Genomic DNA, 19,483 nt, shown 5'->3' on the forward strand with positions numbered 1-19,483 from the left:
GTGGAAAGGGCCCGCTGGGGCCGCCCTGACGGACGACGACGAGGAACCTTCGATGGTGGAGATCAAGACCCCCGAGCAGATCGCGAAGATGCGGGCGGCCGGGCTCGTGGTGGCGGAGATCCACCGCAGGTGTGCGGCGGCGGCGGTGCCGGGCGCCTCCACGGCGGAACTGGACGAGATCGCGGCGGCCACCCTGCGCGAGCACGGGGCGAAGCCGAACTTCCTGGGGTACGGGGGGTTCACCGGCAACATCTGCACCTCGGTGAACGAGGTGGTCGTGCACGGCATCCCCGGCCCTGAGACGGTGCTGGCCTCGGGGGACATCATCTCGATCGACGCGGGCGCCGTGGTGGACGGCTGGCACGCGGATGCGGCGCTGACGGTGTTCGTGGGCGAGGGGCACCGGGAGGAGGTGCGCGAGCTGAGCCGGGTGACCGACGCGTCGCTGTGGGCCGGGATCGCCGCGATGCGCAAGGGCGGCCGGCTGGTCGACATCTCCAAGGCGGTCGAGGGCTACATCCGGCGCCAGCCGCGTCCGGCGTCCGGCCGGTACGGGATCATCGAGGAGTACGGCGGGCACGGCATCGGCTCCGAGATGCACATGGACCCGCACGTCCTGAACTACGTGGAGCGCCGGCGCGGGCGCGGTCCGAAGCTGGTGCCGGGGATGTGCCTGGCGATCGAGCCGATGGTGTCCCTGGGCACGGCGAAGACGCACGTGCTGGACGACGAGTGGACCGTCAAGACGAACGACGGCAGCTGGGCGGCGCACTGGGAGCACTCGGTGGCGCTGACCGAACAGGGCCCGCTGGTGCTGACCGCGGTGGACGGCGGCGCGGCGCGGCTGGCGGAGCTGGGAGTGCGGGCGGCGCCCGATCCGCTGGCGTAATGATCTCCGTTCCGGGGAAAAGATCATGGATTCGTCTTTTCGGGTGGGGTGGCGTAGAGTGATACGTCGGTCCTGGTACACCTGTGTATTCAGGGCTGTCCAGGTAGCCGATCCCGGAAGGTGAAGCGCTCAAGTATGGCCAAAAAACAAGGGGCCATCGAGATCGAGGGCACTGTTGTCGAGTCCCTGCCGAACGCGATGTTCAAGGTGGAGCTCCAGAACGGGCACCAGGTCCTCGCGCACATCAGCGGCAAGATGCGGATGCACTACATCCGTATTCTTCCCGACGACCGGGTCGTGGTGGAGCTGTCTCCCTACGACCTGACGCGCGGGCGGATCGTCTACCGCTACAAGTAAATCCAGATCGTTCGTACCGACTCGGAGAACCTCACTCTCATGAAGGTCAAGCCGAGCGTCAAGAAGATCTGCGACAAGTGCAAGGTGATCCGCCGTCACGGGCGGGTCATGGTCATTTGCGAGAACCTGCGCCACAAGCAGCGCCAGGGCTGACGCAGACCGCCACCGCCTCGTACTCGTAGCAGTTCTTCGCGCGACGCCGCGACACGCAGATATGTAGATACGCAGACACCCGACCCCTCGCCGCTCAGCGCGGGGACGACACCCCCGGTCGGAGGCCGGGGACCCGGCTCGTAAAACTTCGTGAGTCTTACGGGAACGGTGCTGCGGAAGACCTCCGAAGAGCCCATCAGGAGCCACATTCATGGCACGCCTCGCAGGCGTCGACCTCCCGCGCGACAAGCGCGTCGAGGTCGCCCTCACCTACGTCTTCGGCATCGGGCGCACCCGTGCCAAGGAGACCCTTGCCAGCACCGGGGTCAACCCGGACACCCGCGTCCGGGACCTCGGCGAGGACGACCTCGTCAAGCTCCGCGAGTACGTGGACGCCAACCTCAAGACCGAGGGTGACCTCCGTCGCGAGATCCAGGCCGACATCCGCCGCAAGGTCGAGATCGGCTGCTACGAGGGTCTGCGTCACCGCCGCGGCCTGCCGGTCCACGGTCAGCGCACCAAGACCAACGCGCGCACCCGCAAGGGCCCGCGCCGCGCGATCGCCGGCAAGAAGAAGCCGGGCAAGAAGTAGTCCGCACCGGACGCTGTTCCAGCGGTCCGAGTTGTAGGACCGACCACCTCCACGGGAGTACGTGTATATGCCTCCGAAGGGCCGTACGGCCGGCGCCAAGAAGGTGCGCCGCAAGGAAAAGAAGAACGTTGCCCACGGGCACGCTCACATCAAGAGCACGTTCAACAACACCATCGTCTCGATCACCGACCCGTCCGGGAACGTGATCTCGTGGGCCTCCGCCGGCCATGTCGGCTTCAAGGGCTCGCGCAAGTCCACCCCCTTCGCCGCGCAGATGGCCGCCGAGAACGCGGCCCGGCGGGCGCAGGAGCACGGCATGCGCAAGGTCGACGTCTTCGTGAAGGGCCCCGGTTCCGGCCGGGAGACCGCGATCCGTTCGCTCCAGGCGACCGGCCTCGAGGTCGGCTCGATCCAGGACGTCACCCCCACCCCGCACAACGGATGCCGCCCGCCCAAGCGCCGCCGCGTCTGACCAGCTCGAAGTAGGAGAGATAGACCATGGCGCGTTACACCGGGGCCGACTGCAAGCGTTGCCGTCGGGAGAAGCAGAAGCTCTTCCTCAAGGGGAGCAAGTGCGAGAGCGCGAAGTGCCCGATCGAGATCCGTCCTTACCCCCCGGGTGAGCACGGACGCGGGCGCACCAAGGACAGCGAGTACCTGCTTCAGATGCGTGAGAAGCAGAAGTGCGCGCGGATCTACGGTGTCCTCGAGAAGCAGTTCCGCGGCTACTACACCGAGGCCAACCGCCAGCAGGGCAAGACGGGTGAGAACCTGCTGCGCATCCTCGAGTCGCGGCTGGACAATGTCGTCTACCGGGCCGGCTTCGCCAAGTCCCGGGACCACGCCCGTCAGCTGGTGCGGCACGGCCACATCCTGCTGAACGGCCGGAAGACCGACATTCCCTCGGCGCGGGTGTCCCCGAACGACATCGTCGAGGTGCGGGAGTCCTCCCGTTCCCTGACCCCGTTCGAGGTGGCGAAGGCCGAGGCCGGCGAGAAGACCGTGCCGGCGTGGCTGGAGGCCATCCCGTCGAACCTGCGGGTGCTGGTGCACGCGCTGCCCGAGCGCCAGGTGATCGACACCCAGGTGCAGGAGCAGCTGATCGTGGAGCTGTACTCCAAGTAGTGGTGTGGGCGGAGTCACCCCGGGTCACCGGGGGCTCCGCCCGTACTCTTGACTGACGTCTGTTGTCTGGCTTGGCATCAAATAGTGGGTGCCGAAGACTGGAGTTCTTTTCATGCTGATCGCTCAGCGTCCCTCTTTGACCGAAGAGGTCGTCGACGAGTTCCGCTCCCGGTTCGTGATCGAGCCGCTGGAGCCGGGCTTCGGGTACACGCTCGGTAACTCTCTGCGGCGTACGCTGCTGTCCTCGATCCCGGGCGCGGCCGTCACCAGCATCCGGATCGACGGGGTGCTGCACGAGTTCTCCACCGTGCCGGGCGTCAAGGAGGATGTGACCGACCTCATCCTCAACATCAAGCAGCTGGTCGTCTCCTCGGAGCACGACGAGCCCGTGGTGATGTACCTGCGCAAGCAGGGCCCCGGCCTGGTGACCGCGGCCGACATCGCCCCGCCGGCCGGGGTCGAGGTCCACAACCCCGACCTGGTGCTGGCCAGCCTGAACAACAAGGGCAAGCTGGAGATGGAGCTGACCGTCGAGCGCGGTCGCGGCTACGTCTCCGCCGTGCAGAACAAGGCGGCGGGCCAGGAGATCGGCCGGATCCCGGTCGACTCGATCTACAGCCCCGTGCTGAAGGTCACCTACAAGGTCGAGGCCACCCGTGTGGAGCAGCGCACCGACTTCGACAAGCTGATCGTCGACGTCGAGACCAAGGAGGCCATGCGTCCGCGTGACGCCATGGCGTCCGCCGGCAAGACCCTGGTCGAGCTGTTCGGCCTGGCCCGCGAGCTGAACGTCGACGCCGAGGGCATCGACATGGGCCCCTCGCCGACCGACGCGGCGCTCGCCGCCGACCTGGCGCTGCCGATCGAGGAGCTGGAGCTGACCGTCCGCTCCTACAACTGCCTCAAGCGCGAGGGCATCCACTCGGTGGGCGAGCTGGTGGCCCGCTCCGAGGCCGATCTGCTGGACATCCGGAACTTCGGTGCCAAGTCGATCGACGAGGTCAAGGCGAAGCTGGCCGGCATGGGCCTGGCCCTGAAGGACAGCCCGCCCGGATTCGACCCGACCACCGCCGCCGACGCCTTCGGGGCCGAGGACGACGGGGACACGGGCTTCGCGGAGACCGAGCAGTACTGACGGTCCCGCGTCCGCACAGTGGCCACTGCTGACCAGTGGCGCCCTGACACCGGTACCTGATACGGCCGGTGCAGACAGATGAAGGAGACAGACCATGCCGAAGCCCACGAAGGGCACCCGGCTCGGTGGCGGCCCCGCCCACGAGCGGCTCATGCTGGCGAACCTCGCCACGGCGCTGTTCGAGCACGGCCGGATCACCACCACGGTGGCGAAGGCGCGCCGGCTGCGTCCGGTGGCCGAGCGGCTGATCACCAAGGCGAAGAAGGGCGACCTGCACAACCGCCGTCAGGTGATGCGCACCATCACCGACAAGAGCGTCGTGCACACCCTCTTCACCGAGATCGGTCCGCAGTTCGCGAACCGGCCGGGCGGCTACACCCGCATCACCAAGATCGGTCCCCGTCGCGGCGACAACGCCCCGATGGCCGTGATCGAGCTGGTCGAGGCGCTCACCGTGCAGCAGGAGGCGGTCGGCGAGGCCGAGGCCGCCACCAAGCGTTCGGTGAAGGAGACCGAGGCCGCCACGGCGACCGAGGCCCCCGCCGCCGAGGCGACCGAGGCGAAGGCCGAGGAGAAGAAGGACGACGCCGAGGCCTGACGGTCGAGGAGTCGTTCCAGCCGCTGGGCCTGTCACCCTTCCGGGGGAGGCAGGCCCAGCGCCGTGTGCGCAGGAGAGGAAGCAGCGGGTGTCCGAGACGGTACGGGTGCGTCTTGACGTGAGTTACGACGGTGCGGCGTTCTCCGGCTGGGCCCGCCAGCGGGGGCGGCGGACCGTACAGGAGGAGCTGGAGGAGGCGCTGCGGGTCGTCACCCGCTCCGAGCAGGTGTTCGAGCTGACGGTGGCGGGCCGGACGGACGCCGGGGTGCACGCGCGCGGGCAGGTGGCGCACGTGGACCTGCCGGCCCTGGTGTGGGACGAGCAGCGCGAGGCGCTGCTGCGCCGGCTCACCGGCCGGCTGCCGATGGACGTCCGGGTGCGCCGGGTGTCGGTGGCCCCCGCCGACTTCGACGCCCGCTTCTCGGCGATCTGGCGCCGGTACGTCTACCGGGTCAGCGACCACCCGGGCGGGGTGGACCCGCTGCGGCGCGGGCACGTGCTGTGGCACAACTGGCCGCTGGACGTGGCCGCGATGAACGCCGCCTCGCGCCCGCTGCTCGGCGAGCACGACTTCGCGGCGTACTGCAAGCGGCGCGAGGGCGCCACCACGATCCGCACCCTACGCCGGCTGAGCTGGGTGCGCGGCGCGGACGGGGTGCTGGAGGGCACGGTCGAGGCCGACGCGTTCTGCCACAACATGGTGCGCTCGCTGGTGGGCGCGCTGCTGTTCGTCGGGGACGGGCACCGTCCGCCGGAGTGGCCCGGCGAGGTGCTGGCGCGCGGGGTGCGGGACTCGGCGGTGCACGTGGTGCGCCCGCACGGGCTGACGCTGGAGGAGGTCGGCTACCCGGCCGACGACCTGCTGGCGGCCCGCAACCGGGAGGCGCGCAACATGCGCACGCTCCCGGCGCGGGCCGGCTGCTGCTAGCTGTTGTTGCGCCGCTCCTCCACCAGGGCGGAGGCGCTGGCGGACGCCTGCGCCTCGCCCCGCTGGATGATGCGGGCGAACGCGTGGTCGTTCCCGTCCCGGGCGGCCTGCTGGGCGGGGGTGCCGTCGCCGCTGTCGGGGGTGCCGTCGCCGTTGCCGGCGATGGTGAAGTACGTGTAGCGCCCCACCTGGTTGGTGGTGGTGCGGCAGCCGCCGCGCTGGCAGAACTCCGGGCTGTCGCCGGCGGTGAGCGGCAGGAGGTTGCGGACGTAGGCGGCACTGGCGGCCTGCGCGTCCTCCTCGGTCGGGAACTGCGCGACGCCGACGGTGACGGCGGTGCCGTCCCCGGTGAAGGTGGCGCGCAGCAGGGCGGCGCAGCCGTGCTCGGTGAGCACGGCGCCCAACTCGTCGGTGACGCCCGCGGTGCAGTCCTCGGACCCGTCGGTGGCGGTCTTGGTGTACTCCCGCCCGTCCACGGTCATGGTCTCGCCGGAGTAGAACTCCTCGGCGGTGAAGGGCGCGAGGTCCTTGTCGGCGTCCGAGATGAACTCGCGCGGCTTGGGCAGCGGCGGGAGCGTCGTCTCCTCGAAGGTCGGATCGGCCGCGGGCGTGGTGCCGCCCTCGTCGTCCGGTCCGCCGGACTGGCCCCCGGTGTCCCCGGCGGTCTGGCCACCGGACCCGCTGTCCTGCTGCACGATGGCGAGCGCGACCACGGTCCCCACGGCGAGCGTGGCGAGCACGCTGCCCCCCACGACGAGCAGCCGCTTGCGCCCGCGCTTCTTCTCGGCCTCGGCGGCGAGCGCCCCCCAGTCCGGAGTCCCCTGCTGCCCCGGCTGCTGACCCCACCCGGGCCCGGCCCCTTGCCCAAAACTCATGGACGAATCCTAGCGGCGGCCCGGCGGCACGGACCCCCGGTGGTGGGCTGCGGAGGGCCGCGCGGGCACGGTGCGACGGCCGAAGTGCCCTGTGGTGATTGTGAGTCTGCTGTGACCTTTATGAAGTTGAATGATGGACAGCGGAGTTGACCGGCCACTCCGTTGTCATCGATGTGGGGGGTTGCGGCATGGCGCCTTCGGGCTCTCGCGAGAGGGAGTGGACGGCACCGGCCCTGGAGCGCGTCCGGGTGCGGTCCTGGCGCTGGGTGTACCTCGGGCTCGCGGTGGCCGGCGTGAACTGCCAGCTGCTGCTCCTGGAGTCGGAGTGGCCCGCCTACCCGGTCCCGGTGCCGGTCGGCTGGGGGGTGTTGCTCGGCGCCGTCGGGGTCGCGGGCGGGGTGTGGCGGCTCCGCGAGTACGGACGGATGCGGCGCACGCTCGCCCGGCACCCGTGGACGGCGTGCTCGGCGGTGGCACGGCAGGGCGTCCTGATACTGCGTGCCGAGGACGGGGAGCGGAGGTGGAAGGTCCGTGTCCCGCGTACCCCGTGGCGGCCCCGGCCGGTACCGGACGGCGACGCGGTGCCGCTGTGGTGGGCCGGCCCGCCGGGCGCGGGAGGGGTCGTCGCCCGCGCGGACGGCACGGGACTGAGCTGGGCCCGGCCGGTGACGGAGGAGTCCGGGCCCACCGGGGAAGCCACCGGCGGGAACACCGAGCCCGTATACCCGGACCACGCGGCGGTACGGCCGGTGCGGAACCGGCTGCTGCTGCCCTGGGGCGCGCTGCTGGGGCTGCTGCTGCTCGTCCTCGGGCAACTGGGTCACTGGGCGCGGTACGAGCGGGACGTATTGGTCCAGGCGACCGTGACGGCTGCCGAGTACGGCACCGTGGTGGAGGGCGACTGGTGCGCGATCGCCTGGGAGGACCCGTTCGGGGGCGGCGAGCGGCACGCGGAGCGGGTGTCCTGCCCGCCCGACAACGTCTTCGGCCGCTGGTCGGTGGACTCGCCGCTGTTCATCTGGATCGTCGCGGACGGCCCATGGCGGGGTGAGTACTACCACCACCCGCAGGAACGGCTGGCGGGCCCTGGCGGCGCGGCCGAGGTCGTGTACTCCGGGCTCGCCGACGGCGGCCTGCTGCTGTTGGCCGGCTGCCTGCCGGCCCTGGCGATCCGCAGGGAGGGACGGCAGCGGCTGCGCGATGCGGCGGCGCACGGGCCCGGGTCCGTACCGGTCGCGCCCGCTGTGCCCGCCGCTGTGCCGCCGGGTATCGCGAGCCCGGTGCCCACGGCCCCGTACCTGCGGGAGTGGATGCTGCCGTGGTGGCGGATCCCGGCCCTGTGGTGGCGGTCCGGGGTACCGGCGGTCGTGATCACGATGGCCGCGTGGCAGCCGGTGGTGCAACTGTTCTTCGTCCTGCAGGTGGTCGCGTCGTCACTGCCCACGGGGTTCCGGGTGGCGCTGTTCCTGCTGCCGCTGGCGATCTTCCCGCTGCTGATCGCCCTGGGCATCCGGGCGCTGATCAAGGTCGAGCGGGTGCGGGCGCTGGCGAAGAACGCCCGAGCGCCGTACGCGCTGCCCTACCGGTACGAACTGCGCTATCCGGAGGGCGGCGAGCCGGTGCTCGCGCTCTTCCCCCCGGACACGGAGCCGGGCCCGGACACCCGCCCCGTCGACGTACTGCCACTGGAGCCACCCACCCCCCGGTGCCCCTGGCCGCACCGTCCTGAGCCTGCGGGGATCGCGTGGGTGCACGGCTACGGGCCGCGCGTGCCGCGTATCGACGGGGAGGTGTTCTGGCCCCGTGGCTGACCGCATGGCCCGGGCCGTGCGGCGGGGCCGCATGGCACCGAAGGCGATGCCAGGTCCGGTTCGGGCCGTAATGTGACAGGGAGTGTTCCTTTTATGATCGGTGAGATTGCAGGCCTCGCTGTCGGTGCCGTGATCATGGCGGCAGGGATCATCGTGCTGGCCAATATCCGCGAAGTCGCCGACCGTCTCAACGCTCGTATGAAAGCGAGGATACGGGAGGACGTCATGCCCTCCCTGCAGCCGTTGGGGGATGCGAGAATTCAGGGAGGCGTGTGGATATTGATCGGCAGCCTCTTCGTACTCACCTCGGTGGTGAACCTGGTGAATCGATAGCCTCCCTCCGGGGCGATCCGACCGGTTCCGTACTTTTCTGTGGGTTGACGTGCGTCAGGGCCGAGGAGCCTCGTACCTGGCGGTCGGTGCGAGCCGGCAGGCAAGGAGTTCATCGTGACTGTTTCCCGTATCGCTTTCCCGATTCTGGCCGGTCTCGCCTTTACCGTGCTCGGGTGTTGCCTCGTCTTCAACGTCGCAGGGTTGGCCGACCGTATCAATGCGGGGCGTCACCGCAATCTGCCGGGTCATTCTCCTCTTCGCTTTCTGGTGAATGTGAAAATCCAGGGTGGCGTCTGGATACTGCTGGGTTCGGGCCTGGTGACCGCCTGCCTTCTCGCCTGTGCCGGAGTTCTTGAGCCGGCCGGATGACCTCGGGTGGGGCAGAGCTGTCGCGGTGGACATCGGCGACGCGATGGTCCGCCCCGTTGGCGATCGGGTGTTCCGCCGAGCGGGTCGGCGACCGAAATCCGGTTGGGGTGGCCGGTCCCGGCTGGGAGCATGGGGGGCATGGGGCATGTTGAGGTCGCGCATCTGGAGTATGTGCTCGGGGACGGGCGGATGCTGCTCGACGATGTGTCGTTCCGGGTCGGGGAAGGGTCCGCCGTCGCGCTCGTCGGGGGGAACGGGGCCGGGAAGACCACCCTGCTGCGGCTCATCGGCGGGGAGCTGAGCCCGCAGGCGGGCAGCGTCACCGTCAGTGGCGGGCTCGCCGTCATGCCGCAGTTCGTGGGGAGCGTCCGCGACGAGCGCACCGTGCGGGATCTGCTGGTGTCGGTGTCCCCGGCGCCGCTGCGGGCCGCCGCCGCAGCCGTGGACGAGGCCGAGCTGGCCGTCATGACCCGGGACGACGAGGCCGCGCAGATGGCGTACGCGCAGGCGCTGGCCGACTGGGGCGAGGTGCGCGGGTACGAGGCCGAGACGCTGTGGGACATCTGCACCACGGCGGCGCTCGGCGTGCCGTACGAGCGCGCCCAGTGGCGGCAGGTGCGCACCCTCTCCGGCGGCGAGCAGAAGCGGCTGGTGCTGGAGGCGCTGCTGCGCGGCACCGAGGAGGTGCTGCTGCTGGACGAGCCGGACAACTATCTGGACGTCCCCGGCAAGCGCTGGCTGGAGGAGCGGCTGCGGGAGACCCGGAAGACCGTGTTGTTCGTCTCCCACGACCGGGAGCTGCTGGCCCGGGCCGCCGAGAAGATCATCAGTGTGGAGCCGGGTCCGGCCGGCTCGGACGTCTGGGTGCACGGCGCCGGGTTCGACACGTACCACGCGGCGCGCGAGAAGCGCTTCGAGCGGTTCGAGGAGCTGCGGCGGCGCTGGGACGAGAAGCGGGCCCAGCTGAAGAAGCTGGTCGTGGACCTGCGGCAGTACGCGTCCCGCAGTGACGAGATGGCCTCCCGGTACAAGGCGGCGCAGACCCGGCTGCGGAAGTTCGAGGAGGCCGGGCCGCCGCAGGAGCCGCCGCGCCGCCAGGACATCCGGATGCGGCTGCGCGGCGGCCGGACCGGGCTGCGGGCGATCACCTGCGAGGGCCTGGAGCTGACCGGGCTGATGCGGCCGTTCGACCTGGAGGTGTTCTACGGGGAGCGGGTGGCCGTGCTCGGGTCCAACGGTTCGGGGAAGTCGCACTTCCTGCGGCTGCTGGGCGGGGACGCGGTGAACCACAGCGGTGCGTGGAAGCTGGGGGCCCGCGTCGTACCCGGGCACTTCGCCCAGACCCACGCGCACCCCGAGCTGCTCGGCCGCACCCTGCTGGACATCCTGTGGACGGAGCACGCCAGGGCCCGCGGCCCCGCCATGTCCGCGCTGCGCCGCTACGAGCTGGACCGGCAGGCCGAGCAGCGCTTCGAGCGGCTGTCGGGCGGGCAGCAGGCGCGGTTCCAGATCCTGCTGCTGGAGCTGGCGGGCTCCACCGCGCTGCTGCTGGACGAGCCCACCGACAACCTGGACCTGGAGAGCGCCGAGGCCCTCCAGGCGGGTCTTGAGGCGTACGAGGGGACGGTGCTGGCCGTCACGCACGACCGGTGGTTCGCGCGTTCCTTCGACCGCTTCCTGGTCTTCGGGTCGGACGGTGTGGTACGGGAGACCGCCGAGCCGGTGTGGGACGAGCGGCGCGTCGTGCGGGAGCGGTAGCCGGCGCGGGCGCGTTTTGACCGGCGTGGGGCGGGGGCGGTAACCTGCCTGGTCGAATGCGTTTGGCTTGCTCGTTCTCACGTGAGGGGCCTTGCGCCGGTTCACCTGGTCGGTTTCCAGCGGCCTGTTTCCGGTATGCGTCACCGGATGCGGGCCATGCTGCGATCGCTCGGGTGACCTTGTCAGGACTCATTCACTGAAGAAGCGAAGGCTACGACCGTGCGTACGTACAGCCCCAAGCCCGGAGACGTGCAGCGTCAGTGGCACGTCATCGACGCCACCGACGTCGTCCTGGGCCGCCTGGCCTCTCAGGCCGCCACCCTTCTGCGGGGCAAGCACAAGCCGGTGTACGCGCCGCACGTTGACACGGGTGACTTCGTCATCATCGTCAACGCCGACAAGGTGCACCTGTCCGGCAACAAGCGGACCCAGAAGCTGGCCTACCGCCACTCCGGCTACCCGGGTGGTCTGCGGTCCATCCGTTACGACGAGCTGCTTGAGAAGAACCCCGAGAAGGCCGTCGAGAAGGCCATCAAGGGCATGCTCCCGAAGAACTCCCTCGGCCGTCAGGTCTTCTCGAAGCTGAAGGTTTACGCAGGGCCCCAGCACCCGCATGCCGCCCAGCAGCCGGTGCCTTTCGAGATCACCCAGGTCGCGCAGTAGTCCGGCCACACCCCTAAGACGAAGAGAATTCCGAGGAGAATCGTGGCCGAGCCCACCACTGACGAGACCATCGACACCGAGGTCCCCGAGGTCGAGGAGTACACCACCGAGAGCGCGCCGGAGCAGTTCGCGGCCGAGGGCGACGAGCTCGCCGCGCGTTTCGGTGAGCCCCTGCCGGGTGCCGGCACCGGGCGCCGCAAGAACGCCATCGCCCGGGTGCGCATCCTGCCCGGCAGCGGCAAGTGGAAGATCAACGGTCGCACCCTGGAGGGGTACTTCCCCAACAAGGTGCACCAGCAGGAAGTGAACGAGCCGTTCAAGGTGCTGGAGCTGGACGACCGCTACGACGTGGTCGCCCGCATCTCCGGCGGCGGCATCTCCGGCCAGGCCGGTGCGCTCCGTCTCGGTGTCGCCCGCGCCCTGAACGAGGCCGACGTGGAGAACAACCGCGCCGCCCTCAAGAAGGCCGGCTTCCTGACCCGTGACGCCCGCGCCGTCGAGCGCAAGAAGGCCGGTCTGAAGAAGGCCCGTAAGGGTACCCAGTACAGCAAGCGCTAACCCGATTGCTGCTGACGCCCCGACAGTGCTTACGCGCTGTCGGGGCGTTCTTTTATAAGGTTAACGACGCGGGTCAGCCTTGTGAACGTGGAGGAATGACAGTGGGACGACTCTTCGGTACCGACGGAGTACGCGGGATCGCCAACGCCGACCTGACGGCCGAGATGGCCCTCGGGCTGTCCGTGGCGGCGGCGGGCGTGCTGCGCGGCGACCGTACCGGTGACGGTCGGCCCACGGCGGTGGTGGGGCGCGACCCGCGCGCCTCGGGCGAGTTCCTGGAAGCGGCGGTGGTGGCGGGCCTCGCCAGCGCCGGGGTGGACGTGGTGCGGGTGGGCGTCCTGCCGACACCGGCCGTCGCGTACCTGACCGGCGCGCTGGACGCCGCCTTCGGGGTCATGCTGTCGGCCAGCCACAACCCGATGCCGGACAACGGCATCAAGTTCTTCGCCCGCGGCGGGCACAAGCTGGCCGACGAACTGGAGGACCGGATCGAGGCGGCCTACCGGGCGCACGCGGCCGGCGAGCCGTGGGACCGGCCGGTGGGCGCCGGGGTGGGGCGGGTACGGGAGTACGGCGCGGGGGCCGACGACTACGCCGCGCACCTGGTGGGCGCGCTGCCGAACCGGCTCGACGGGCTGAAGATCGTGGTGGACACCGCGCACGGCGCCGCGGCGCGGGTGGCGCCGGAGGCGTTCGCGCGGGCCGGGGCCGAGGTGGTGGCGATCGGCGCCGAGCCCGACGGGCTCAACATCAACGAGGGCTGCGGCTCCACCCACCTGGAGCCGCTGCGGGCGGCCGTGGTGGAGCACGGCGCGGATCTCGGGATCGCGGTGGACGGCGACGCCGACCGCTGCCTGGCGGTGGACGCGGCCGGCCGGGATGTCGACGGGGACCAGATCCTCGCTGTCCTGGGCGTGGCGATGCGCGAGGCCGGCACCCTGCGCGAGGACACGGTGGTGGCCACCGTCATGTCGAACCTCGGCCTGTCGCTCGCGCTGGAGCGCGAGGGGCTGTCGCTGCGCCGGACGGCGGTGGGGGACCGGTACGTCCTGGAGGAGATGCGGCGCGGCGGGTTCGCGCTGGGCGGCGAGCAGTCCGGGCACGTCATCGTCACCGAGCACGCGACGACGGGCGACGGCACGCTGACCGGGCTGCTGCTGGCCGCGCGGGTGGCGGCGACCGGGCGGAGCCTGGCGGAGCTGGGCGCCGTGATGGAGCGGCTGCCGCAGGTGCTGATCAACGTGCCGGACGTGGACAAGGCCCGGGTGGGCCGCTCGCCGGAGCTGGCGGACGCGGTGACGGACGCCGAACGGCAGCTGGGCGCGACCGGACGGGTGCTGCTGCGGCCCTCGGGCACCGAGCCGCTGGTACGGGTGATGGTGGAGGCGGCGGACGCGGCGCAGGCGCGGGCGGTGGCATCCGGGCTGGCGGACGCGGTGAAGTCGGCGCTGGGCTGACGCCTGGCGGGGCTCAGCCCGCTCAGATTTTGCGCAGCCTCAGGCGGCGGACCGAGTGGTCCGCCGCCTTCTGCAGGACCAGGGTGGCGCGGCCCCGGGTGGGGGCGATGTTCTCGCGGAGGTTCGGCTCGTTGATGGTGCGCCAGGTGGTGAGGGCGTACGCCATGGCCTCGTCCTCGGGCAGGGCCGCGTGCCGGTGGAAGTGCGAGGCGGGGTTCCGGAAGGCGGTGGCGCGCAGCTGGCGGAAGCGCTCCAGGTACCAGGACTCGACGTCGGCGGGGCGGGCGTCCACGTACACCGAGAAGTCGAAGTAGTCGGCGAGCCCGACCTGGCCGGGGGCGGCGGGCTGGAGGACGTTCAGGCCCTCGATGATCAGTATGTCGGGGCGGCGGACGGTCAGCCGCTCGCCGGGCACGATGTCGTAGGAGAGGTGCGAGTACACCGGCGCGCTCACCTCGGCGCGGCCTGCCTTGACCTCGGCGACGAACCGGGTGAGGGCGCGGCGGTCGTACGACTCGGGGAAGCCCTTGCGGGACATCAGGCCGCGGCGCTCCAGTTCGGCCTTGGGGTACAGGAAGCCGTCGGTGGTGACGCGGGCGACGTGCGGGTGTTCCGGCCAGCGGGCGAGGAGCGCCTGGAGGAGGCGGGAGACGGTGGACTTGCCGACCGCGACGCTGCCGGCCACGCCGATGACGAAGGGGGTGGTGGGCTGGGGGCCGCCGAGGAAGGAGTCGACGGCGGCGCGCAGCTGGTGGGTGGCGGCGACGTGCAGGTTGAGGAGGCGGGAGAGCGGGAGGTAGATCTCGCGGACCTCGTCGAGGTCGATGACGTCGCCGAGGCCGCGCAGCGATTCCAGTTCGGTGGCGGTGAGGGGGAGCGGGGTGCGGTCGCGCAGGGCGCTCCACTCGGCGCGGGAGAGGTCGATGTACGGGCTGGGGTGCGGCGCGGGGGACGGGGCGGGCGTCGCGGCGGAGGCGGAGGTGGCGGCCGGGGCCGGGGGGACGTCCGGGGGCGAAGGGGTCACGGGGAACATTGTGCTCGGCCGTGCCATGCCGGGCGTGGTGGGGGCAGGGCGGCGGGCTAGTCTGCCCGCATGTGCGGCATCGTCGGGTATGCGGGGGCAGGAGGCCGGTCGGCCGAGGATGAGCTGCTGGCGGGGCTCGGGCGGCTGGGGGGCGGTGCGGGCGCCGCGGGCGTGGCGGCCGGGGTCGCCGTGCCGGCCGACGGGGGGCTTGCGGCGGTGTGGGACGGGGGGGGTGCGGGTTCGGGGGGTGCCTCGGGTGCCGCCGGTTCCGGTGACGCCGCGGGTTCCGGTGGGGTGAGCGGACTGCGGGGTGCGCTGGGGCGGCGGCCGGTCCCGGCGGGGACGTGCGGGATCGGGCAGCTGGGCGGGGTGCCGGCGCTGGACGGGGCCGGGCGGGTCGCGGTGGTGCTGACGGGCGGGCTGGCGGCCGGGGCGGGGGCGCGGCTGCGGGCGGAGCTGCGGGGGCGCGGGCATGCGCTGGGGAGGGCGGGGGCGGACGCTGAGGTGGTGGCGCATCTGGTCGCGGAGGCGTTCTCCTCGTGCGGTGAGCTGGTGGAGGCGGTGCGGCAGGTGCGCGGGGCGCTGGCGGGGGAGTTCGCGGTGCTGGCGGTGCACGCCGACGAGCCGGACACGGTGGTGGGCGCGGGGGGCGGGCCACCGCTGGTGGTGGCGGCCGGGGACGGCGAGGTGCGGGTGGTCGCGGGGGCGGCCGGCCCGGAGGACGGGGCCGGGGCTGCGGTCGGGGCCGGGCTCGGGGCCGGGGACGGCGGGGAGCGTGTGGTGCTGGGGAGTGATCAGGTGGTGCTGGTGCGGCGGGAGTCCGGCGAGGTGCGGTGGGAGATCACCGACGGGCGGGGTGCGGTGGTGGCGCCGTGATCGTCGGGGTGGGGATCGATGTGGCCGAGATCGCGCGGTTCGGCGAGTCGCTGGAGCGGACGCCGCAGCTGGCGGACCGGCTGTTCGTGACGGGCGAGTTGTGGCTGCCGGGCGGGGAGCGGCGCGGGGTGGCCTCGCTGGCGGCGCGGTTCGCGGCGAAGGAGGCGCTGGCGAAGGCGCTGGGCGCGCCGGGCGGGCTGCGGTGGACGGACGCGGAGATCTGCCAGGAGGACTCGGGGCGGCCGTGGCTGCGGGTACGGGGCACGGTGGCGGAGCGGGCGGCCGTGTTGGGGGTGCGGTCCTGGCATGTGTCGCTGAGTCACGACGCGGGAGTGGCCTCGGCTGTGGTCATCGCGGAGGGCTGATCACCAGTTCGAGTGAACTGTGCTGGTGAGGGGTGTGCAGGCGGTTCGGGGTGGGGCAGCCTTGGGGGTGTGGCGGTCAAGGGGGCGGTCACGGAGGGGAGTCGGGGGCCGGCGTGCTGGGGCCGGGGCCCGGCGCCGAGGGGCGGGTCCCGGCTGGGGGCGGTCGCCCCGGGGTCAGGAGAGGGGGAATGCGGTTGAGGAGAGGGAGGGCGCCGGGTCGTTGCCGGTGTCGCCCCGGGTGCCGGTGCGCGTTCCGGAGCGCGTGCCGGTGACATGGGCCCAGGCCCGGGGGAGAGCGGCGGCGACGGTGGTGGCGCTGGGCGGGGCGGCCGCCAGGGTGCCGGCCAGGCCGTGCAGCCAGGCCCCGGCCGACGCCGCGTCCAAGGGGGAGAGCCCCGCGGCGAGGAGGGAGCCGGCCAGTCCGGAGAGCACATCGCCACTGCCGGCGGTGGCGAGCCAGGGGGTGCCGGTGAGGTTCACGCGCACCGGCTCCCGGGGATCGGGCCCGGCGATCAGCGTGGTGGAGCCCTTCAGCAGGACGGTCGCGCCGTAACGCCGGGACAGTTCACGCACGGCGGCCAGCCGTGCGGACTCCACCCGCTCCCGGGTGGTGCCCAGCAGGGCGGCTGCCTCACCCGCGTGCGGGGTGAGCAGGGTGGGGGCCTCGCGGCTCCGCAGCCGGCCGGGGTCGAGCGCGCGCAACCCGTCCGCGTCCACCAGCACCGGCACCTCGGTGGCCAGCACGTCCGCCACGGTCTCCCGTGCGGCCGGCTCCTCGCCCAGTCCGGGGCCCACCACCCAGGACTGCACCCGCCCGGCCCGGTGGGGGGACCCGGAGGAGACCAGCGTCTCCGGGTAGCGGGCGAGGACGTGGTCGGCCGCCGGGCCCGCGTAGCGGACGGCGCCCGCCCCGCCGTGCAGCGCCCCCGCCACGCACAGCACGGCGGCACCGGGGTAGCGGGCGGAGCCGGCGGCGATGCCGACCACCCCGCGCCGGTACTTGTCGCTCTCGGCGGCGGGCCGGGGCAGCAGGGCCGCCACGTCGGCGCGTTCCAGGGCGGCCAGCTCCGGAACGGGCGGCAGTTCGGGGCCCAGGCCGATGTCGACGAGGTGCACCTCGCCGGTACGGTCGCGGGCCGGGTCCACCAGCAGACCCGGCTTGAGGGTGCCGAAGGAGACGGTCAGCCGGGCCCGCACGGCCGGGCCGTTCACCTCGCCGCTGTCCGGGTCGACGCCGGAGGGGAGATCGACCGCCACCACCGGCACCCCCGCCTCCGCCACCCGCTGGGCGAGGTGGGCGGCGTCGGGGCGCAGCCCGCCCCGGCCGCCGATGCCCACGATGCCGTCCACCACCAGATCGGCCGTACGCAGAAGGGAGGACACCGCTGAGGAACGCTCCGGGGTGAGCGCCCGGCCGCCCGCGCGGCGCAGGGCCGCCAGACCGGCCGGGTGGGCCCGGTCGGGGGCCAGCAGCACGGCGGTGACGGCCGCGCCCCGGCGCGCCAGCCGGGCACCGGCGTACAGGGCGTCGCCGCCGTTGTCGCCGCTGCCGACCAGCAGCGCCACCCGGGCGCCGTAGAGCCGGGCGGTGCGGGTGGGGCGGTCGGCGGGCCGGCCGGGGGCGGTCGTGAGCAGCCGGGCGCAGGCGGCGGCGAGGCCGGCCGCGGCGCGGGCCATCAGGGTGCCTTCGGGCAGCCGGGCCATCAGGGCGCGCTCGGCGGCGCGTACGGTCTCCACGCGGTAAGCGGTCCTCATGGGCCCAGTCTGCGGCAGAGCGGGCGTTCTCTCCTGCGACACTTGAGCCTATGAGCGACCAATTGCCGCCGGAAGGTGCCCGGCTGCGTGCCGAGATCGATCTGGCCGCGCTGCGGTCCAACGTCCGCGTGCTGCGCGAGCGGGCCGCCGGCGGCGCACAGGTGATGGCCGTGGTCAAGGCCGACGGCTACGGACACGGCCTGGTGCCCTGTGCCCGGGCGGCCCGGGACGCCGGGGCGGCCTGGCTGGGGACCGCCACACCGCACGAGGCGCTGGCGCTGCGGGCGGCCGGGGACGCCGGCCGGGTGCTGTGCTGGCTGTGGACGCCCGGCGGGCCGTGGCGGGAGGCCATCGAGGCGGACATCGACGTCTCGGCGAGCGCGCGCTGGGCGCTGGAGGAGATCGTCGCGGCGGCGCGCGCCTGCGGGCGCACCGCCCGGGTGCACCTCAAGGCGGACACCGGCCTGGGGCGCAACGGCTGCCAGCCGGCCGACTGGCCGGACCTGGTCGCCGCCGCCCGGGAGGCGGAGGCCGAGGGCGCGATCACGGTCACCGGCCTGTGGTCGCACTTCGCGTGCGCGGACGAGCCGGGGCACCCGTCCATCGCCGCCCAGCAGGAGTCCTTCCGCACGGCGCTCGCGGCCGCCGAGCGGGCCGGGATCCGGCCCGAGGTCCGGCACTTCGCGAACTCGCCCGCCACCCTCACCCTCCCGGACGCCCACTACGACCTGGTGCGCCCCGGGATCGCGGTCTACGGCCTGTCGCCCTCGCCGGAGGTGGGCACCCCGCAGGACTTCGGGCTGCGCCCGGTGATGACCCTGAGGGCCCGGCTGGCGATGGTGAAGCGGGTGCCGGGTGGCCACGGGGTCAGCTACGGCCACAGCTATGTCACCCCCGGCGCGACCACCCTGGCGCTGGTGCCGGCCGGGTACGCGGACGGCATCCCCCGGCACGCCTCGGGCAGCGGTCCGGTGCTGGTGGCCGGGAAGTGGCGGACGGTGGCCGGGCGGGTGGCCATGGACCAGTTCGTGGTCGATCTCGGCGGTGATCTGGCCGAGGCCGGGGACGAGGCGGTGCTGTTCGGCCCGGGCGACGCCGGGGAGCCGACCGCAGAGGACTGGGCGCGGGCCACCGGCACCATCGGCTACGAGATCGTCACCCGGATCGGCCCCCGGGTGCCGCGCGTCTACACCGCGGGCGGCGCGTAGCATCCAGAGCATGACGACCTCTGCGGGAGCGGGCACCCGGATCACGGTTCACGGCCCCGAGCGGATGACGGCGCTGGGGCGCCGGCTCGGCGCCCTGCTGCGGGCCGGTGACCTGCTGGTGCTCAGCGGTGATCTCGGCGCCGGGAAGACCACGCTGACCCGGGGCATCGGGGAGGCCCTGGGGGTGCGCGGGGCAGTGACCTCGCCGACCTTCGTCATCGCCCGGGTCCATCCGTCGCTGGCCGATGGGCCCGCGCTGGTGCACGTGGACGCCTACCGGCTGGGCGGCGGTCTCGAGGAGATGGAGGACCTCGACCTCGACGTCTCGCTCCCGGAGTCCGTGATCGTGGTGGAGTGGGGCGAGGGCAAGGTCGAGGAGCTGTCCGGGGACCGGCTGCACATCGCCATCGCCCAGGACGGCGAGGACAGCCGCACGCTCGTCCTCACCGGTGTCGGCGAGCGCTGGGCCGGGGTCCCGCTCGCCGCGCTCGCCGGGACGGACTGAGCTTCAGCCGCCGGGGCGATATGGCCCCCGCGCGGGCCCGGCCTGTGGGCCCTCCGCGGCCAGGGCGACGCGCAGCCCCCGCACCGGCCACTGACCGGGAGGGCCACCCGGGAACACGACCCGCTGACTGACCACCAACGGAAACTCCC

General features: G+C 72.6%; 23 protein-coding genes. 20 read left to right on the plus strand and 3 right to left on the minus strand.

What is annotated here, in order from left to right; all coding sequences use genetic code 11:
* Window positions 1-52 precede the first annotated feature (52 nt).
* From map to truA, 9 genes are all read left to right on the plus strand, one after another.
* On the plus strand, window positions 53-889 hold the full coding sequence (gene map, locus ACFV5N_RS02845) for a type I methionyl aminopeptidase (protein WP_385593242.1): 837 nt from the start codon (window positions 53-55) through the stop codon (window positions 887-889).
* A gap of 135 nt (window positions 890-1,024) precedes the next feature.
* Complete coding sequence (infA, locus tag ACFV5N_RS02850) at window positions 1,025-1,246, plus strand: translation initiation factor IF-1 (RefSeq protein ID WP_003948620.1); 222 nt, start codon at window positions 1,025-1,027, stop codon at window positions 1,244-1,246.
* Between the two features lie 39 nt (window positions 1,247-1,285).
* Window positions 1,286-1,399 (plus strand): 50S ribosomal protein L36, encoded by a 114-nt coding sequence (gene rpmJ / locus ACFV5N_RS02855; RefSeq protein ID WP_009740505.1) that lies wholly within the window; start codon window positions 1,286-1,288, stop codon window positions 1,397-1,399.
* 211 nt (window positions 1,400-1,610) lie between these two features.
* The gene (gene rpsM / locus ACFV5N_RS02860; RefSeq protein WP_019433437.1) at window positions 1,611-1,991 is read left to right on the plus strand and encodes a 30S ribosomal protein S13; all 381 of its coding nucleotides are present in this window, start codon (window positions 1,611-1,613) and stop codon (window positions 1,989-1,991) included.
* A gap of 67 nt (window positions 1,992-2,058) precedes the next feature.
* Window positions 2,059-2,463 (plus strand): 30S ribosomal protein S11, encoded by a 405-nt coding sequence (gene rpsK, locus ACFV5N_RS02865; protein WP_019433438.1) that lies wholly within the window; start codon window positions 2,059-2,061, stop codon window positions 2,461-2,463.
* 26 nt (window positions 2,464-2,489) lie between these two features.
* A complete protein-coding gene (gene rpsD / locus ACFV5N_RS02870; RefSeq protein WP_019433439.1) occupies window positions 2,490-3,116 on the plus strand; it encodes a 30S ribosomal protein S4 in 627 nt (208 codons plus the stop codon).
* 112 nt (window positions 3,117-3,228) lie between these two features.
* Window positions 3,229-4,251 (plus strand): DNA-directed RNA polymerase subunit alpha, encoded by a 1,023-nt coding sequence (locus tag ACFV5N_RS02875; RefSeq protein ID WP_093843850.1) that lies wholly within the window; start codon window positions 3,229-3,231, stop codon window positions 4,249-4,251.
* Window positions 4,252-4,345: 94 nt separating this feature from the next.
* Complete coding sequence (gene rplQ / locus ACFV5N_RS02880) at window positions 4,346-4,849, plus strand: 50S ribosomal protein L17 (RefSeq protein WP_385593156.1); 504 nt, start codon at window positions 4,346-4,348, stop codon at window positions 4,847-4,849.
* 88 nt (window positions 4,850-4,937) lie between these two features.
* The gene (gene truA / locus ACFV5N_RS02885) at window positions 4,938-5,777 is read left to right on the plus strand and encodes a tRNA pseudouridine(38-40) synthase TruA (RefSeq protein ID WP_385593159.1); all 840 of its coding nucleotides are present in this window, start codon (window positions 4,938-4,940) and stop codon (window positions 5,775-5,777) included.
* Here the strand turns inward: truA and ACFV5N_RS02890 are convergent.
* Window positions 5,774-6,652 (minus strand): hypothetical protein, encoded by an 879-nt coding sequence (locus tag ACFV5N_RS02890; protein WP_385593162.1) that lies wholly within the window; start codon window positions 6,650-6,652, stop codon window positions 5,774-5,776. The genes truA and ACFV5N_RS02890 overlap by 4 nt on opposite strands.
* Window positions 6,653-6,840: 188 nt before the next feature.
* Here ACFV5N_RS02890 and ACFV5N_RS02895 point away from each other — a divergent pair, with 188 nt between their 5' ends.
* The 7 genes from ACFV5N_RS02895 to glmM all read left to right on the plus strand — a co-directional run bounded on the left by ACFV5N_RS02895 (window position 6,841) and on the right by glmM (window position 13,601).
* Entirely contained in the window at window positions 6,841-8,463 is a 1,623-nt protein-coding gene (locus tag ACFV5N_RS02895; protein ID WP_385593165.1) for a hypothetical protein, read from the plus strand.
* Between the two features lie 93 nt (window positions 8,464-8,556).
* Window positions 8,557-8,796, plus strand: coding sequence for a hypothetical protein (locus tag ACFV5N_RS02900; protein ID WP_385593167.1), 240 nt, complete (start codon window positions 8,557-8,559; stop codon window positions 8,794-8,796).
* A 114-nt stretch (window positions 8,797-8,910) separates the two neighbouring features.
* On the plus strand, window positions 8,911-9,165 hold the full coding sequence (locus ACFV5N_RS02905; protein WP_385593170.1) for a hypothetical protein: 255 nt from the start codon (window positions 8,911-8,913) through the stop codon (window positions 9,163-9,165).
* Between the two features lie 138 nt (window positions 9,166-9,303).
* Window positions 9,304-10,923 carry an ABC-F family ATP-binding cassette domain-containing protein gene (locus ACFV5N_RS02910; RefSeq protein ID WP_019433449.1) on the plus strand — a complete coding sequence of 540 codons (1,620 nt, stop codon included), beginning with the start codon at window positions 9,304-9,306 and terminating at the stop codon, window positions 10,921-10,923.
* A gap of 219 nt (window positions 10,924-11,142) precedes the next feature.
* A complete protein-coding gene (gene rplM, locus ACFV5N_RS02915; RefSeq protein WP_019433450.1) occupies window positions 11,143-11,586 on the plus strand; it encodes a 50S ribosomal protein L13 in 444 nt (147 codons plus the stop codon).
* Between the two features lie 39 nt (window positions 11,587-11,625).
* On the plus strand, window positions 11,626-12,144 hold the full coding sequence (gene rpsI / locus ACFV5N_RS02920) for a 30S ribosomal protein S9 (protein WP_385593244.1): 519 nt from the start codon (window positions 11,626-11,628) through the stop codon (window positions 12,142-12,144).
* A gap of 101 nt (window positions 12,145-12,245) precedes the next feature.
* Complete coding sequence (glmM, locus tag ACFV5N_RS02925) at window positions 12,246-13,601, plus strand: phosphoglucosamine mutase (protein ID WP_385593247.1); 1,356 nt, start codon at window positions 12,246-12,248, stop codon at window positions 13,599-13,601.
* Window positions 13,602-13,623: 22 nt separating this feature from the next.
* On the opposite strand, the gene coaA is transcribed toward glmM, so the two are convergent.
* Complete coding sequence (gene coaA / locus ACFV5N_RS02930; RefSeq protein ID WP_385593173.1) at window positions 13,624-14,625, minus strand: type I pantothenate kinase; 1,002 nt, start codon at window positions 14,623-14,625, stop codon at window positions 13,624-13,626.
* A gap of 294 nt (window positions 14,626-14,919) precedes the next feature.
* Between coaA and ACFV5N_RS02935 the strand changes: the two genes are divergently transcribed.
* Both ACFV5N_RS02935 and ACFV5N_RS02940 read left to right on the plus strand, forming a co-directional pair.
* On the plus strand, window positions 14,920-15,501 hold the full coding sequence (locus tag ACFV5N_RS02935) for a hypothetical protein (RefSeq protein ID WP_385593176.1): 582 nt from the start codon (window positions 14,920-14,922) through the stop codon (window positions 15,499-15,501).
* Window positions 15,498-15,866, plus strand: coding sequence for a holo-ACP synthase (locus ACFV5N_RS02940; protein WP_019433456.1), 369 nt, complete (start codon window positions 15,498-15,500; stop codon window positions 15,864-15,866). Before ACFV5N_RS02935 ends, ACFV5N_RS02940 begins: the two co-directional genes overlap by 4 nt.
* Window positions 15,867-16,040: 174 nt before the next feature.
* Here ACFV5N_RS02940 and ACFV5N_RS02945 read toward each other — a convergent pair whose 3' ends face one another.
* Window positions 16,041-17,621, minus strand: a complete 1,581-nt coding sequence (locus ACFV5N_RS02945; protein ID WP_385593179.1) for an NAD(P)H-hydrate dehydratase — start codon at window positions 17,619-17,621, stop codon at window positions 16,041-16,043.
* 50 nt (window positions 17,622-17,671) lie between these two features.
* On the opposite strand from ACFV5N_RS02945, the gene alr reads away from it, so the two are divergent.
* Together alr and tsaE are read left to right on the plus strand one after the other, a co-directional pair.
* Window positions 17,672-18,829: an alanine racemase gene (gene alr / locus ACFV5N_RS02950; RefSeq protein WP_385593182.1), complete on the plus strand. Its 1,158-nt coding sequence runs from the start codon at window positions 17,672-17,674 to the stop codon at window positions 18,827-18,829.
* A 10-nt stretch (window positions 18,830-18,839) separates the two neighbouring features.
* Window positions 18,840-19,334, plus strand: a complete 495-nt coding sequence (gene tsaE / locus ACFV5N_RS02955) for a tRNA (adenosine(37)-N6)-threonylcarbamoyltransferase complex ATPase subunit type 1 TsaE (protein WP_385593185.1) — start codon at window positions 18,840-18,842, stop codon at window positions 19,332-19,334.
* Window positions 19,335-19,483: the final 149 nt, after the last annotated feature.

The organism is Streptomyces sp. NPDC059853, from assembly GCF_042731495.1.
In the GTDB taxonomy this organism is placed as follows: Bacteria; Actinomycetota; Actinomycetes; order Streptomycetales; family Streptomycetaceae; genus Streptomyces.

Excerpts from the sequence above, each read along its gene's own strand:
- tsaE (WP_385593185.1), top strand. The coding sequence starts at position 18,840 with ATGACGACCTCTGCGGGAGCGGGCACCCGGATCACGGTTCACGGCCCC.
- alr (WP_385593182.1), top strand. The coding sequence starts at position 17,672 with ATGAGCGACCAATTGCCGCCGGAAGGTGCCCGGCTGCGTGCCGAGATC.
- infA (WP_003948620.1), top strand. The coding sequence starts at position 1,025 with ATGGCCAAAAAACAAGGGGCCATCGAGATCGAGGGCACTGTTGTCGAG.
- rpmJ (WP_009740505.1), top strand. The coding sequence starts at position 1,286 with ATGAAGGTCAAGCCGAGCGTCAAGAAGATCTGCGACAAGTGCAAGGTG.
- ACFV5N_RS02890 (WP_385593162.1), bottom strand. The coding sequence starts at position 6,652 with ATGAGTTTTGGGCAAGGGGCCGGGCCCGGGTGGGGTCAGCAGCCGGGG.
- rpsM (WP_019433437.1), top strand. The coding sequence starts at position 1,611 with ATGGCACGCCTCGCAGGCGTCGACCTCCCGCGCGACAAGCGCGTCGAG.
- map (WP_385593242.1), top strand. The coding sequence starts at position 53 with ATGGTGGAGATCAAGACCCCCGAGCAGATCGCGAAGATGCGGGCGGCC.
- rpsK (WP_019433438.1), top strand. The coding sequence starts at position 2,059 with ATGCCTCCGAAGGGCCGTACGGCCGGCGCCAAGAAGGTGCGCCGCAAG.
- ACFV5N_RS02900 (WP_385593167.1), top strand. The coding sequence starts at position 8,557 with ATGATCGGTGAGATTGCAGGCCTCGCTGTCGGTGCCGTGATCATGGCG.
- ACFV5N_RS02895 (WP_385593165.1), top strand. The coding sequence starts at position 6,841 with ATGGCGCCTTCGGGCTCTCGCGAGAGGGAGTGGACGGCACCGGCCCTG.
- rplQ (WP_385593156.1), top strand. The coding sequence starts at position 4,346 with ATGCCGAAGCCCACGAAGGGCACCCGGCTCGGTGGCGGCCCCGCCCAC.
- rpsD (WP_019433439.1), top strand. The coding sequence starts at position 2,490 with ATGGCGCGTTACACCGGGGCCGACTGCAAGCGTTGCCGTCGGGAGAAG.
- ACFV5N_RS02910 (WP_019433449.1), top strand. The coding sequence starts at position 9,304 with ATGGGGCATGTTGAGGTCGCGCATCTGGAGTATGTGCTCGGGGACGGG.
- ACFV5N_RS02875 (WP_093843850.1), top strand. The coding sequence starts at position 3,229 with ATGCTGATCGCTCAGCGTCCCTCTTTGACCGAAGAGGTCGTCGACGAG.
- ACFV5N_RS02945 (WP_385593179.1), bottom strand. The coding sequence starts at position 17,621 with ATGAGGACCGCTTACCGCGTGGAGACCGTACGCGCCGCCGAGCGCGCC.